A 14,913-nucleotide genomic window follows, 5' to 3' on the forward strand; every position below is an offset into this window, starting at 1 on the left:
TCGCTCCTTAGAATGCAATTTCAATCCCTTTTTGTAATCTAATTGCTTCATTATAAATGAAGTTAGCTGCTGCTAAATCCTCTATGGCAAGTCCTAGTCCTTTAAAAAGAGTGATCTCATCAGCTGTAGTTCTACCCTCGATACTCCCGCTGATCAGTTCACCCATTTCACCGATGATATGGCCTGAAGTGATCACGCCTTCGTTCAGCGGAATTAAATAATCCCCAGATTCATTATGCGTGGATTCCAATCGGTCTACATACAACTTAGCTAACCGGACGGCCTCCGAATCCAGCTCACGATCCGCTGGTCTGCACGCTCCAACCGCATTGATGTGAACACCGGACTTCAGCCATTCTCCTTTAAGTACAGGCTCTGTGGATGCTGTTACGGTACAAATGATATCTGCTGGGCTGACTGCCTCTTGTACAGACTCAGCTACAACGATCTCCATACCATATTTACGGCTCATCTCCGCTTGGAAGTCTCTTGCTTTTGCAAGTGTCCTACTCCAAACTCTGACCTCACGTATGGATCGAACCAGCAGCATCGCTTCCAGATGGCTTTTGGCTTGTTCGCCCGTACCAAGAATGGCAAGCACTTCAGCATCTTCTCTGGCCAGATAGCGAGTGGCTACTGCGCTAACAGCCGCTGTGCGAATTGCCGTAATCTTTAGTCCATCTACTACGGCTTTCAGAACACCGGTAGAAGAATCGAATAGCGTAACAAGTCCTTGATGGGAAGGTAGACCTGAGCCATGATTGCTTGGGAATACACTAATGATTTTGGCTCCTGCTACTTCTTCTCCCTGCAAATAGCCCGGCATTAAGCCAATCAGGTTGCCTTGGTGCAGCGGGAGTACTTGTCTTAAGCTCTGTACAGCTTGTCCAGCGGACAAGTCCTTCAAAACGGATTCCATCACTGTGATGCAAGACTCCATTGCTAATAGCTCAGTCACTTCATTTTGATTAATGACTAGCATAAGACAACCCTCCTTTACTTCATTGTGACAACAAATGTGGGAATGCAAAATTATTCTTTATATCATAACTTATACGCTTTAATTATTCATGTATAAAGCTGGAAGCCATGAATTTGTTTTACCACGAGCCATTAGCTATACTTAATATAGTTCATATTCTATTTTAAGGAGCTGACGATTGATTATGTCTAGTAAAATAACTTTAGGTAGAACAAATTTGCAGGTACTCCCTCTCGGACTGGGTGCCAATGCTGTTGGTGGGCATAATTTATTTCCCGGCTTAAATGATGAGACTGGTAAAAACATCGTTCGTAACGCTCTTGATCATGGGATCAATTTCATTGATACCGCATATATTTATGGTCCAGGTAGATCTGAGGAACTGATTGGAGAAGTGCTGAAAGAAAGAGGCGGCCGTGACAAGGTGGTCATTGCTACTAAGGGCGCTCACAAGATTACTGGTGATAAGGTTACAATCGACAACTCTCCAGCTTTTCTAAGACAATCTGTAGAAGACAGCCTGAAACGCCTCCAGACCGATTATATCGATCTTTACTATATTCATTTCCCGGATGAAAGCACACCTAAAGATGAAGCTGTTGGCGAGCTTAAGAAGCTGAAAGATGAAGGAAAGATCAGAGCAATTGGGGTCTCCAACTTCTCCATTGAACAGCTGAGAGAAGCCAACAAAGACGGGCATGTAGATGTTCTTCAATCCCACTACAATTTATTGCATCGTGATGCGGAAAAAGATTTGCTCCCTTATACACAGGAGCATGGTATTTCCTTCGTTCCTTATTTCCCTCTTGCATCCGGCCTGCTTGGCGGTAAATATAAGCAAGGCGATACATTCAGCGACATTAGAAAGAACGACCCACTGTTCCAAGGGGAGACTTTTGCTAAAAACTTGGAGAAAGTCGACAAGGTTCGCCAAATTGCCGATGCCAAAGGTGTTGAAGTCGCTCATGTGGTGCTCGCATGGTATTTGACTGTACCTTCTATAGATGCACTTATTCCCGGTGCTAAACGTCCAGAGCAGATCGTATCGAACCTGGAAACGCTAAAGGTTCAACTGTCATCTGAAGAGATCAGAGCGATTGATTTAATCTTTAAGGCGTAATAGCGCCTTATATGTAAGTAATGTAAAGGGGGCTGTCCTAGAAGTCATGAAATGGCTACTGGGGCAGCCCCTTTTTGCTTTGTTCTATTATTTGAGCGGTTTGATTGGTTTGTTACGTTCATTGCGCTGCATTTCATTCGTTGGATTCGTTGGAAGAACATCTTTAACTAACATGCCCACATGCACAGCTGCTATCGGACACAGCTGACCTTAAACAGAGCATGATTACTTATTTGGAATCCTAACGGACCCCATAGCCGCTTTTGGCATGTAATACATCCAATAAGGACCTTTTTCTAAGGAATAACGTCAGTGAGGTCCGTAAATCGCAGTGGATGTATTAAGTTTCAGCGGTGCAGCCTGCCAGCGAGCCACGGAGTAGCGATCCTTGTCTAACCGCTAAAAACTCAGAGTAGTGTTTCTTATTAATATCCTAAATTCTTTGTATTAGTAAATATTGTTTGCTATACTTTCTCTGTGTATCAGTAGACTTAAATTTTTATACAAAGGGGAATTCCTTGATGATTATTCAACCTAAAACACGCGGATTTATATGCACAACAGCCCATCCAGAGGGATGCGCCAAACAAATAGAACAACAAATTGAATATGTAAAAGCACAAAAGAAAATTGAGGGACCTGCGAATGTACTTGTCATTGGTGCTTCTACCGGATACGGACTAGCTTCTAGAATTTCAGCTGCCTTTGGTGCTGGCGCCAATACCATTGGTGTGTTCTTCGATAAAGCTGCGGAAGGTCAGCGTACCGCTTCTGCAGGCTGGTATAACTCCGCTGCCTTTGAACAACAAGCAGCAGCGCTTGGGCTTAAATCACACAGCATAGTTGGCGATGCCTTCTCTGATGCTATTAAAGAAAAGACCATTGAATTGATTAAAGCTGAATATGGCACTGTCGATTTAGTTATTTATAGTGTCGCTTCACCTCGTCGTACCCATCCGGTAACAGGAGAAACCTTCTCCTCCGTAATTAAACCAGTGGGAACAGCTTATTCAAATAAAACCTTGAACTTCCACACAGGTGAAGTATCCATGACCACTATTGAGCCTGCTACGGAAGAAGAGGTACGTCAGACAATCGCCGTTATGGGCGGTGAAGACTGGAGAATGTGGATTGATCAGCTTCAAGCAGCTGGTGTCCTTGCAGACGGTGCTACTACCGTTGCTTACTCCTACATCGGACCTGAAATCACTCACCCTATCTATCGGGACGGAACCATTGGACAAGCCAAGCATGATCTGGAACAGACTGCGATCCAAATGAATGACCTTCTTGCGTCAAAAGGCGGACGTGCCTTTGTATCCGTTAATAAGGCGCTTGTAACACAGTCCAGCTCAGCGATTCCTGTAGTGCCCCTTTATATCTCTGCACTTTACGAAGTAATGAAGGAAAAAGGCCTGCATGAGAACTGTATTGAACAAATGTACCGCTTGTTCTCTGAGCACCTATATGGAGAAGGCAAGGCTACTACTGACGGAAGCTGCCTGATTCGTATTGATGACTGGGAAATGCGCGAAGATGTGCAGACTGAGGTTATGAAACGTTGGGACGAGCTGACAACTGAGAACGCTGCCGACCTAGCTGATCTTGAAGGCTACCGCCAAGACTTCTTCAATCTATTTGGCTTCAGAACAGATGGCGTAGACTACGAAGCTGATATTGATCCGAATGTCGACATTCCTAATATGGTCTAAATGCTAATGAGGTGGTCCGCAAAGTAGTGAATTCTACTGATGTGGCCGCCTCTTTTATTTTTCTAAGCATACCTTTCAATACGACACAGGATATATTGGCTTAGCCTCCCTCTATATGTTATGGTTTGATAGAATACTGCAAGTTCTACTTACATTCGAAGGAGTGAATCACTCATGGTTAAAAAAATTAGTGTAGCGAATGGTGTACTAGACGTATCCCAAATTTCGCTTGGCTGTATGCGGATCGCGGATTTGTCTGCAAAAGAAGCTGATACACATGTACATAGTGCGTTGGAGCTCGGAATAGACTTCTTTGATCATGCTGACATTTACGCAGACGGCAAAGCTGAAGAAGTATTCGCAGGAGTACTTCAGAATAATCCTGGTATGCGTGAAAAAATGCTGATCCAAACCAAATGCGGAATCCGCAAGGGCTATTTTGATTTCTCTAAAGAGCATATTCTCCAATCCGTGGAGGGCAGCCTTAAACGCTTAAAGACCGATTATATCGATGTGCTCCTGCTTCATCGTCCTGACACGCTGTTCGAACCTGAAGAGGTGGCTGAGGCTTTTGACATTCTGGAGAGCAAAGGATTGGTCAAGCATTTTGGGGTGAGCAACCAAAACCCGCTGCAAATCGAGCTACTCAAGAAAAATGTTAAGCAACCGCTCCTGTTCAACCAGCTGCAATTGAGTATTATGTTTACGGGTATGATTGATACCGGCTTCAATGTAAATATGACTAACTCCGGTTCGGTTGTCCATGATGGCGGGATTTTGGAGTACAGCCGTCTACATGACATGACCATTCAGCCATGGTCACCTTTCCAATACGGCTTCTTTGAAGGTGTGTTCTTGGATAACGACAAGTTCCCTGAATTGAATGAGGTCATTAACCGCCTAGCTGCTGAAAAAGAGGTGACCAATACTGCTATTGCCATCGCCTGGATTCTCAGACATCCGGCAAATATGCAGCCTGTTGTCGGTACAACCAATACGCAGCGATTGCGGGATATTGCCAAGGCTTCAGATATTACGCTCACCCGACCAGAATGGTATGAAATATACCGAGCTGCCGGCAATATACTTCCATAAGTATAAAAAACCACGAAATACGTTAATAACGTACCTCGTGGTTTTTCTTTTTGGATGGACTCTCAGAGATTTGAAGCCTGCACAAATTGATTAAGAGTCAACTGCTCTGCCAACTGGGGGCGGACAACGGTTATACTCCATAAATCAAAGCTTAGACACTCCCGTTCTTAACCGCAATTCAGCTAACCATTTGCACAACAAATCAATACAACACTAGGCATATAATGAACATAATAACAATTTAGCAATACTATGGAGGTTATTATGAACTGGAAATCGGCGATTGAACACACGCTCTCCACCACCCGCCTTAACATTAAGCGCTTTGGTGACTCTTTTCCAATTGTAAGCTTGGGAGACGGCAAATATCATTTAACTGACCATACCGGCTGGACGGAAGGATTCTGGTCAGGTATTTTGTGGCTGAGCTATGAATACAGCAAAGACCCGGAGATTCACGCTGCAGCCATCCAAACGGTTGATTCTTTCAAGAAGCGCATGGAAGCGGAACAGGAGCTCGATCACCATGACATCGGCTTTCTGTATTCGCTGTCCGCCAAGGCCCGCTGGATCGTTGATAAGGATGAAGAATCGCGTCTGCTGGCGTTGCAGGCAGCAGACATCCTAATGAAACGCTGGCGCTCTGTCCCGCAGCTGTTTCAAGCCTGGGGACCGGAAGGCGATCATGATAACGGAGCCCGGATTATTATTGACTGCCTGATGAATCTTCCCCTGCTCTATTGGGCAACCGAGCAGACTGGAGACAGCAGCTATGCGGATTACGCGAAGATTCATGCCGAGAAGAGCCGGCGGTTTCTGGTGAGAGGAGATGATTCCTCCTTTCATACTTTTTATTTCGACCAACTGACGGGCAATGCCATCCGTGGAGGAACCGCACAGGGCTATCAGGATGGTTCAACTTGGACACGTGGACAGGCTTGGGGTGTCTATGGCTTTGCCTTAGCCTACCGCTATTTCAAAGAGCCGCATTATCTGGATACCTCCATAAGAATGGCCCGATATTTTTGGGAGCATCTTCCTGCTGATCATGTTGCGTATTGGGATTTCGATTTGCCGCAGGAGGATTCCACGCCCCGCGACAGTTCGGCTTCCGCCATCTTTGTGTGCGGACTCCTGGAGTTGCTGGAACATTTGCCGGAGGATGACCCGCAGCGGGCATTGTTTGGTGAGGCCGTAGAGAAGTCTATGGATTCCCTGTTGAACCGCTACTTTACCGCAGGCAGTCCATCTGAAGAGGGTTTTCTGCGGCATGGCTCCTATTCTGTCAGAGGAAATTCATCTCCCGATGATTTCATGATCTGGGGTGACTATTTCTTTCTGGAAGCGCTGCTGCGTCTGCAGAAAGGTGTCCCGGGATATTGGTATGAGTACTAAAGTGATTACGCATCAGCCCCCCCCCGTGTCACCCGTGGCTGATATGAACTGAATGATCTATACTGTAATTAATAACGGTTATTAAGGGAGTGTTCCATGAACAGGAACGATCATTTACCCCAAAGATTTAAACCTAATTTATTTATGTACAATTATAAATATGAAAATGAGGAAGCCCATTGGTTTCACGCACATCGGGGAATTGAAATACTATATATTTACACCGGCCGCGGGGAAATCATGGCAGAGAATCAAATCTACCCTATCCGGGATCATACACTGGTCTGGTTTCAGCCCTATCAACTGCACCGTGTGATGGTTCCTCCGACACCCAACCGTTCATATATCCGGACGAATCTGACCTTTGACCCCAGTCTTCTAGAGCAGTACCTCTCCGTTTTTCCTTTAATGGAGAAGTTTTTCCGCAGGATGTGGAAGGGCAGCCTTCAGATGCCGGTTTTCTATGATTTGCAGGACACCCTGATTCCTGATTTGCTGGAGGAAATAGATTATTCCACAAATAACTCTACAGCTGGCACAGAAGAAAATATCGGATTTCTGATGCTTCAGCTGATCCGTCTGCTTCAAAAACACATGTCCGGTGACTTGACCGAAGTTAGCCCGCTACATTCGCGTGGAGGTTCACATGCTGAGCGAATCACCGAATGGCTTGATGAGCATTACAAAGAACCCTTCAGCCTCGAAGTGCTGGCTGCCGCGATGCATCTGTCACCCTATCATATTTCGCATTTGTTCAAGGAATTTTCAGGCATCACGCTGTCCGAATATCTGATGCAGCGGCGTGTAAGAGAAGCTTGTATACTGCTTGCCAATACCACTAAACCCGTTAAGGAGATTGCGGCAGAAGTGGGCCATCTTTCCCCTTCATATTTCAGTCAGATGTTCAAAAACAATAAAGGGATTTCACCCGAAAAATACAGAAGGAGCATCCGCTAAAACCAGCTTTTTGGATGGTACAAACAAGAATAGAAATATCCATCAAATACCTGTCTCTTGATCACTGCAAAAAATCACCCTTTCATAAAATGGAGTACTAAGCAGCCATTTTACGAAAGGGTGATTTAAGTTTATTTAAAGACGAACAGAGACATGAAACAAGAAACAGATTGGAAACGGCAGGATCCGCAGCCAAAGGTCGAATGTCTCGCCTGCCAGTAAAATACGAGCGATGTACTTCTCTACAGAATAACTTCAACCTTGACCGATGAACGTCCGGGATAAGGGGGAAGTACATTACCTTCCACCTGTTCTCCATCAACGGTGATTACTTTGACGCCTTTGCAGACCTTGCTGACATTCGTAACGGTGATGTCATAGACACAGCCTCTGAAACGCCGTTTTACCGTAAACCCTTCCCAATTTGCGGGAATACAAGGATCAACGGACAAGCCTTCCAGCACGGGCTTCACACCTATAATATATTGGGTGGCGGCGATATACATCCATGCAGCCGTGCCTGTTAACCATGAAACATTGGCGAGACCAAACTTGTCAGACTCCGGCCCGAACAGATTGGAGGCATAGACATAAGGTTCTGCTTTGTAACGCCATAAGCCCGCCTTGTCCATGGCCACATTCGGCAGCAGCTGACGATAATATTTATAGGCCAAATCTCCCCGACCAAGCATGCATTCAGCTATAATTGCCCAGGTGTTGGCATGACAGAATACCGCACCGTTCTCTCCCGTCCCCTTATTGTAATTGGTCAAAGGATCCGCAGGATCGGGAAAGGTGGTAATAGAAGGATGAATTTTTTTGATGCCGAGCTCCGTGTCCAACATTTCGCGTACACTGTCCATTGCCTTCAGGCCCTTATCTTGGTCCGCCATGCCGGACATAGTGGCCCAGGTCTGGGCGTTGAGCCAGATTTTGGCCTCATCGTGTTCATCGCTGCCGAGGAACCGACCATCATCCATAATCGCTCTCCGGAACCAACTCCCGTCCCAGCCGATACTGTTGACCAGCTTCCGCTGCGTCTCGTACATAGCTTCATACTGTGCGACGTCCTCCGGATGGCCGGCGAATACCGCAAGATCAGTCATCCGCAGCAGCACCGTTCCCAGCTGCATCGACGTCCAGATGCTTTCTCCTCGCCCCTCACGGCATACGCGGAACAGCTGATCGTTCCAGTCCGAGCGAAGCATCAACGGGAAACCGCTTTGTCCCAGCTTCGACGCGGTAAAATCAATCGCCGCCTTCAAATGCGCATACACCGTTCCCTCACCGCCGTCATAATAAGGTACCCTGGTCTTCAGAAAAGCGGCATCTCCGGTTTCCGCCAGAAGATCCCATGCCGCCAGCGCAGTCCACAAATGATCATCGGAATGGATGCTCGTTACCGGGTCCCAGCCTTCGTTCGGAAAGAAGTAGTGATTCACATGCCCGTCCCTGTACTGCTGGCCGAGCAACAGCTTCAGCTTGTCAAAGGCAAGCTCCGTGTCAAAGGGCACGACCGCCAAAATATCCTGCGCGGTATCCCGGTAGCCGACACCTCTGAACGTGCCCGTGGCATAAAAGGAAATGTTGCGCGAAAACAGAAAGTTACGGTGCGCCTGGTATGGATTCCAAATGTTAATCATCCGCTCGGCATCCTTATCCGGCAGACTGCTCTCCCACGCACCCAGGTAATCCGCCCAATTTTCTTTCAGCGCCCGGAAGGAGGCTTCTACGAATCCCGCTTCCCGGGAGTGAGCGACTGCCCTCACAATCTCCTGCTCATCCGCTGCAGTACCGAGAAAGACATTTATCGTGCGACTTTCCCCCGGCTGAAGCGTCAGGTTAAACTGCAGCGCACCGCACGGGTCGCCGCCCATCAGGGTGGAGTTGGTGCAGCCCCCGTTTTCAATTGCCGCCGGATTGGATTCGCTGCGGTAACAGCCAATGAATTCCTCGCGATCACCGTCATAACCGGCAAGCGGCATATCCGCTGTCAGATAGACAAGCGGTGTCTCCTCCGGTTTGGGCTGGTTCTCGACGCCGTACCGGTACACCAGCGCCTCCGCTTCATGGTACTGCACCGAAACCTGATGTTTGTTGTAGCACTGCCACTGCAGCTCTCGCATAAATTCCATCATACCGAATTCGGCGTAGGCATAGACCTTGAGCTCTTGCGGAGTATTGCCTTGATTGGTCAAGGTCAGATTCCAGATCAGTGAATTTTCATAAGGCCCGACAAAATACACCGTTTGGGCTGCTATGCTCCCCTGACTTGCCTCGAACCGGGTATATCCCATGCCGTGGGAACTCTTCCACATCTCCGGTTTATCTGTGGCAGGTTCGCTGCTCGGGCACCAGTAGCGGCCTGTTTCCGCATTTTGTATATAAAAATAAGGGCCTGAACGGTCCATCGGCAGATGGAAGAAACGGTAGCGCGTAATGCGCCAGATCTGGGGCGACTTGTAAAAGGCTACACCGCCGCCCGCATGCGACAGCATCGTGTGGAAGGTACCGTTCGACAGGTAGTTCATCCACGGCGTCGGCATATCCGGCCGTTTGAATTCCACCTCCTTCTCCTCGTCCCTGAAGATATAATAATCCTTGGGATCGGTATGTTCATGGGGATCAGCTTTCACTTGGTTCCAGCTCCTTTATAAGATTATCGGGTTTATTTCGGCTCGACCTCGTCAAGGGTCAGCCGGTATTCCAGGCCCTTCATATAAGTGCCGTCAGAATTCAGAAAGGTCAGACCAATTATGAGGTCGCCGCCGCTTCCCCGAACTATCGCAATCAGCCGGTTGAGTCCGCTCTGCAGCGTAAGCTCCCGCTCCGGCTCTGTCACCAGAGCACCGTTCAAATAAATCTCATTAGGAGCGGTTGTGTTGATACGCAGCCTCCCCCGGTGTAGCTGTCCGTCTCCCTCCCATTCCTCCGGCGTATGCACAAAGCAGCTTAGAAACCACGGATCTCTTCCCGCATCCGCTATACGCAAAGTACCGTTGCCGGAACGCCGCTCTTTCTTCTGCATCCAGCCGTAAAGGCCTTCGCCCAGATTATTCAAAGAAAACGCCGGATCGGTGTAGTACGCCTTCATCTCCTCATAATCAACATGGGGCTGACAAGGCAGTGCCATCATGGTTTCCACGGCCCACTCCTCATCTCCCTTCACACTGTCCAGCAAGCCGTCGGCAAATGACGCGCCCAGATTAGCGAGCAAACGGGAATACAGGCGGAGTGCCTTCTCACTTCCGGGGTCCGTCAGGAGCTGGGAGCAAAGCACAGAGCCTGTTCCCAGCTTGACTTCGGTCAGGTAGGTTCCCGATGGACGCGTATTTCTGCGGTTCAGCTCCACCAATGCGAGTCGGCTGTATTCCGCCGTGTAGCCATGGACGAAATAATCCTTCCAGGCGGTACCTTCAACGCTCGTGCAGAGAACCGTTGCGTCCGGTATCTCCAGGCTGTCCGCAGCCAGCACCCGGTTCAGTACATCCCGCGGCGACAGAAATACCTTGTCGAAGCCGAACAGGTCGACTGGGCTGAACCCCTGCACGGCGGCATGGACATCGTCCGCCGCCAAGTGATACGCCTCGTGCGGCTTCACGCGCACGGGGCGGTCCAGCAGGCGGGCAAGCGCCGCCTGCTGGCTTGCTGAAGCCGGCAGGAGCAGCACCTGCCCGCCGGCTTCAGCGTAACGCCGGAGCGCCTCGGCAGCTCCCGGCGCTTCCAGCATGCAGGCTTCGGCCACGATCAGGCCGAAGTCCTGCATGCCCCCGAGCGGCGCTGTGTTATCCAGCGCCGTATACCGCAGCCGCAGCTGTTCAAGGAACGCTGCGGTCTGCCCGCCGCGGCGCACCAGCGCAGCCGCGGGCCGGGCCTGAGCTCCGGCGGTGTCCCCGCCGCCGGCGTAGGCCAGCAGGTTCTGCAGCAGCAGGCAAGCCTGCGGAACCTGCTCCAGATTGGCCATCAGCTCCAGCTGATTGGCCAGGAACAGGCCCTTTCCGCTGCGGTATTCCAGCAGCGGAGACCACAGATCGCCGCCGTCTCCGAAATCGCCCGTGCTGCATTCCAGCAGCAGCGAGAAGTCGCCTGTTACCGGCTTCTCAAAGGCGGCCTGAATAATCGGTGTCGGCCCCTCTTCGCGCAGCTCTTCATGCCAGAACATCAGATCCCTCTCACCCAGCCCAGCGAGCACCGGATGCAGGTAGCTGCCGGCATGGGCACGGAAGAACGGCCGCCGCGAGAGCGGCAGCTTGCCCAGCGATAGCTGGTTCTGCTCCAGCAGCAGCAGCCGGCCGCCCCGCGCGGCAAATGCCTTCAGCAGTACCTCCACTTTGCCGTCTGCGTCCTCCATCCGGCTACCGACAATAAGCAGATAATCGGCTGGCAGATCGTCCAGTAGCGAACGTTCCACTCTTTCACAGCCCGGAACAAGCCGGCGAATGTGCTCAAAATCGAGGTCCGACCCCCAATAGGCTGACCTCCGCCGCACATTCACAGGCTGACTCAGCAGGCTTGCGGACATGAGCCTGTACTCCAAACGCAGCTTGTGCACCAGCTGCCCACCGTGGAACAACTGTGCTGTCAGCATCGCCTGCTCTCCGTCGGCAGCAGAAACAGGCATCCAAGAAAACGAAACGACCTTTTGTTCAGCAGGATTTTGACTGAAAGTGAAGCTTTGCTCATGAACGTTCTTGTTCCCCTGCCAGATTATGAACTCCATTCTAACTTCCTGTGCGGACAAAGTATCGTTGTATACGTCAAAGCTCCGGAAGACCGGCTTATCATCATAGAAGCAGCTGTTATACTCAGCGGCAATGATCACAGCAGGTTTAAACGCCTCAGCCATAATCGCAAAAGCCGGATTAGGCTGATATAGGGGGTATTCCTCCGGCAGCAGACCGTTGTTGATTGACAGCGAATAGGCCGGGACACATTCCGGCTTCACTCCAGGCGTTCCCGGTTCAGACGGCGGCAGCGTAAGATTCTGCTCCGGCATTGGCCGCATGAAATAATGGGCAAAATTAAAGGTGGAAATGCCGGAAACCCCCTGCCGTCTTGCATATTCCACAAACAGCCGCTCCTTCAGCGCCAGCCCTGCTGTGCTTTCGTCCGTACCGCGGTAGGCCTGCAATCCGTTGTACATGCTGCTGTTCTGCGGACAAATATACCACCAGCCGCCGTGTTCGCCGAAAGTCAGCGGAACCGTACGGTCCCACTGGCTGATCGTGCCGTCGATATTGTAATGGCGGCTTTCCACCTCCGTACAGGCTTTTGGCAGCAGCCGGTTGTCCCCCTCGGCGATCACCAGACGAGTAGGATCAAGTTCACGGATCTCCGCGATCAGGCCGGGCATATACTGTTTGAAGCCATCCCGTCCGTCTACCCAGCGCATTTCGTTCTGCAGGCTCCAGAGAATGACCGATGGATGGTTTTTGTCGCGTTGCACTAATCGGCGTACATGCTGCCGGCAGTTCTCCACATAAGCGGGATGGTCCGCCTGCATCGATTTACCCGAGCCGTAAATCGCCGTCTCATCGACGATCAGCATACCTTCTTCATCAGCGATACGGACATAATCGGAAGGATAAGGCTCGGCATGCAGCCGGATACTGTTAATACCGGCGGTGTGGCAGATGCGGTACCAGTTACGGATATAAGCTTCCGTCATCTGAAGTCCCCCCTGAAAATGCCAGGAGTCGCCTCTTAGATTGACCGGAATGCCATTCAGCATAAACCGCGGTCCTTCATACCAGAATTCTCGGAAACCGAATACTTGATCATACCGGTCGATGACTTCCCCGTCTTTGAGCAGTTCCAGCACCGCACTATACAAAAACGGCTCATCCGGGTTCCACAGTCTGGCGCCGCTCCAATCCAGATGAAATGAGGCATTATACACTTCACCAGCACGTTCGTTCTCACACAGCCTAAGTTTCTCCGCAGCGGCAGCATCAACAGCTCCGGCTATACACTCCGCAGATAGAACCGACCCGGGTTCGGCTGCCACCTCGTAACTCTCCTCACTGCCTGACGTCAAGGAGGCTGTCAACAGCTCTACTTCTCTCCCTTTTATCCCAGCACTAGCCATAGCTGCGGCTCTCGGCTCTTCGGAATCTTCTGCCGCTTCCAGCCCTCTGGAAAACTGCCGCAGCACGCCTTTCTCCCAGATGCCCAGCCTTACCGTTAGCGGACCTCTGGCCCCGGCTGTTCCTGATCCGGCAGCCACAGCCTTCACCTCTATTCGTCCCTCCCTGACGGAAGTGCGGATCGTAACATCCTCCAGCGACAGCACAGGAATACCTTCCAGATAAACATCCTGCCAGATTCCCCGGCTGATTCTTCCATACCAGGAGCCCATAAGCCCCGTTATTTTTGACATACCGTTTGGAAGCACGACGGTGTCGAAGCTGCTGCAGACAACATGCAATTGATGCTCCCGTTCCTGTTCTACCCTGGAAGTAATATCGAGTCTCAGCGGCAGGTACCCGTCTTCCCAAACGCCAACCTCCTGCCGGTCAATATAGATCACAGCCTTTTGCATAATACCATCCAGCCGTAATATGATCCTCTGCCCGGCCATGCTTTCTGGAACGCGGAAGCTCCGGTGCAGCACACCCGCTTCAGCGGCATCCCACTCCTCCGGATAGCCGTACAGGTCAAATGGGGCATACTCATATTCCGGGATGCTGCCGAATGATTTGCCGTCCGCAAGCGGGTAGGTCCGCCTCCAGCTGGAGGGCACCTGAAGCTGGCGCTCCTCATAGTTGATTATTTCGGGCAGCCTGCGGCATTGCGGCTGATCATATAAGGGCATGAAATTCCAAGCCCCGTTTAGACATAGCAGATTACGCATCTCTTGTTCCCCACTTTCCAGGGAAGACGCGTACTTCGAGCACATTCTCCAGCTCCCGCCACAGCTCCTGGCCCTTAGACGCTTCCTCCCATTTGATAAAATGCGGCTCCATCACTTCAGCCCAGTTGTCCGGCCGCAGCCGGGTCTTCAGTTTTCCTTCATAAGGGGCTGGCTCCCGGGTAGCCGGCTGCTCCGCATAAAAAAACAGCACATTCTCATGCAGGCCAATCATGCCGTATTTATCGCCGTCCCCCGGCCGTTCCTCCTGGTATTGATAGTGGTAATAAATATAGCTGGCTGCCTCTTCTGGCTTCAGCAGCGCAAGCCGTCCGTAAGCCTTGCCTTCCGTGCTCCGGCGCTCCCAGTGCTGTATGGAGATTGGCTTTTGGTAATGAAAAATATCCGTCATCGGCACCCAGCGGCGCCCTTTTTTCCCTCCAGGCCACACGGCAAGCCGCTCCGAGACCTCCGGCAGTAAAACTTCCGGTGAAACCGGCGTTCCAAGACATTCATAATATAGAAACAGTTGACTGCTGCAGACAAACAAGCTTAAATGGTCCACTCGGAGATGCTCCATAACGTCGATAAGCGAATGAGAGACCTCCCTGCTACGGAAGAAAGCAGCGGCCTCCTCACCTTCCAGTTCTTCAGCTCTATATAAACAGCGCTTCATTCCGCACCTCCTTATCCTTCACACTCATGTTACTGCAGGCAATCCTTTCCGGCCTTGACGATGCTGACCTTGTTTAGCATAATTACGACATTGTCTGCAGGAACATTGATGGGATATTCCTTAGAC

The 14,913-nt window shown here is 50.4% G+C and carries 9 protein-coding genes; 5 read left to right on the forward strand and 4 right to left on the reverse strand.

Features of this window, described 5'->3' with window-relative positions:
* Window positions 1-7: 7 nt before the first annotated feature.
* Window positions 8-982 (reverse strand): ornithine cyclodeaminase family protein, encoded by a 975-nt coding sequence (locus NST74_RS23105; RefSeq protein ID WP_341114621.1) that lies wholly within the window; start codon window positions 980-982, stop codon window positions 8-10.
* Between the two features lie 184 nt (window positions 983-1,166).
* Here NST74_RS23105 and NST74_RS23110 point away from each other — a divergent pair, with 184 nt between their 5' ends.
* The 5 genes from NST74_RS23110 (at window position 1,167) to NST74_RS23130 (ending at window position 7,261) form a co-directional block, all read left to right on the forward strand.
* Window positions 1,167-2,102: an aldo/keto reductase gene (locus NST74_RS23110; protein ID WP_341114623.1), complete on the forward strand. Its 936-nt coding sequence runs from the start codon at window positions 1,167-1,169 to the stop codon at window positions 2,100-2,102.
* Between the two features lie 521 nt (window positions 2,103-2,623).
* Window positions 2,624-3,814: an enoyl-ACP reductase FabV gene (gene fabV / locus NST74_RS23115; RefSeq protein WP_341114624.1), complete on the forward strand. Its 1,191-nt coding sequence runs from the start codon at window positions 2,624-2,626 to the stop codon at window positions 3,812-3,814.
* A 174-nt stretch (window positions 3,815-3,988) separates the two neighbouring features.
* The gene (locus tag NST74_RS23120; protein ID WP_341114625.1) at window positions 3,989-4,909 is read left to right on the forward strand and encodes an aldo/keto reductase; all 921 of its coding nucleotides are present in this window, start codon (window positions 3,989-3,991) and stop codon (window positions 4,907-4,909) included.
* 264 nt (window positions 4,910-5,173) lie between these two features.
* Complete coding sequence (locus tag NST74_RS23125; RefSeq protein WP_445668153.1) at window positions 5,174-6,304, forward strand: glycoside hydrolase family 88 protein; 1,131 nt, start codon at window positions 5,174-5,176, stop codon at window positions 6,302-6,304.
* A 96-nt stretch (window positions 6,305-6,400) separates the two neighbouring features.
* Window positions 6,401-7,261, forward strand: a complete 861-nt coding sequence (locus tag NST74_RS23130) for an AraC family transcriptional regulator (protein ID WP_341114626.1) — start codon at window positions 6,401-6,403, stop codon at window positions 7,259-7,261.
* A 242-nt stretch (window positions 7,262-7,503) separates the two neighbouring features.
* Here the strand turns inward: NST74_RS23130 and NST74_RS23135 are convergent, their stop codons facing one another.
* From NST74_RS23135 to NST74_RS23145, 3 genes are read right to left on the reverse strand one after another with little or no spacing between them, the layout of a single operon-like run.
* Window positions 7,504-9,897 carry a GH36-type glycosyl hydrolase domain-containing protein gene (locus tag NST74_RS23135; protein WP_341114627.1) on the reverse strand — a complete coding sequence of 798 codons (2,394 nt, stop codon included), beginning with the start codon at window positions 9,895-9,897 and terminating at the stop codon, window positions 7,504-7,506.
* A gap of 32 nt (window positions 9,898-9,929) precedes the next feature.
* Entirely contained in the window at window positions 9,930-14,159 is a 4,230-nt protein-coding gene (locus NST74_RS23140; RefSeq protein ID WP_341114629.1) for a glycoside hydrolase family 2 protein, read from the reverse strand.
* Complete coding sequence (locus NST74_RS23145) at window positions 14,107-14,787, reverse strand: hypothetical protein (RefSeq protein ID WP_341114631.1); 681 nt, start codon at window positions 14,785-14,787, stop codon at window positions 14,107-14,109. Before NST74_RS23145 ends, NST74_RS23140 begins: the two co-directional genes overlap by 53 nt.
* Window positions 14,788-14,913: the final 126 nt, after the last annotated feature.

It is taken from the genome of Paenibacillus sp. FSL F4-0125 (genome assembly GCF_038008565.1).
Classification (GTDB): Bacteria; Bacillota; Bacilli; order Paenibacillales; family Paenibacillaceae; genus Paenibacillus_AQ.

Bases quoted from the DNA above. Each gene is read 5' to 3' on its own strand.
- NST74_RS23125 (WP_445668153.1), top strand. From the start codon at position 5,174: ATGAACTGGAAATCGGCGATTGAACACACGCTCTCCACCACCCGCCTT.
- fabV (WP_341114624.1), top strand. From the start codon at position 2,624: ATGATTATTCAACCTAAAACACGCGGATTTATATGCACAACAGCCCAT.
- NST74_RS23120 (WP_341114625.1), top strand. From the start codon at position 3,989: ATGGTTAAAAAAATTAGTGTAGCGAATGGTGTACTAGACGTATCCCAA.
- NST74_RS23140 (WP_341114629.1), bottom strand. From the start codon at position 14,159: ATGTGCTCGAAGTACGCGTCTTCCCTGGAAAGTGGGGAACAAGAGATG.
- NST74_RS23105 (WP_341114621.1), bottom strand. From the start codon at position 982: ATGCTAGTCATTAATCAAAATGAAGTGACTGAGCTATTAGCAATGGAG.
- NST74_RS23130 (WP_341114626.1), top strand. From the start codon at position 6,401: ATGAACAGGAACGATCATTTACCCCAAAGATTTAAACCTAATTTATTT.
- NST74_RS23145 (WP_341114631.1), bottom strand. From the start codon at position 14,787: ATGAAGCGCTGTTTATATAGAGCTGAAGAACTGGAAGGTGAGGAGGCC.
- NST74_RS23110 (WP_341114623.1), top strand. From the start codon at position 1,167: ATGTCTAGTAAAATAACTTTAGGTAGAACAAATTTGCAGGTACTCCCT.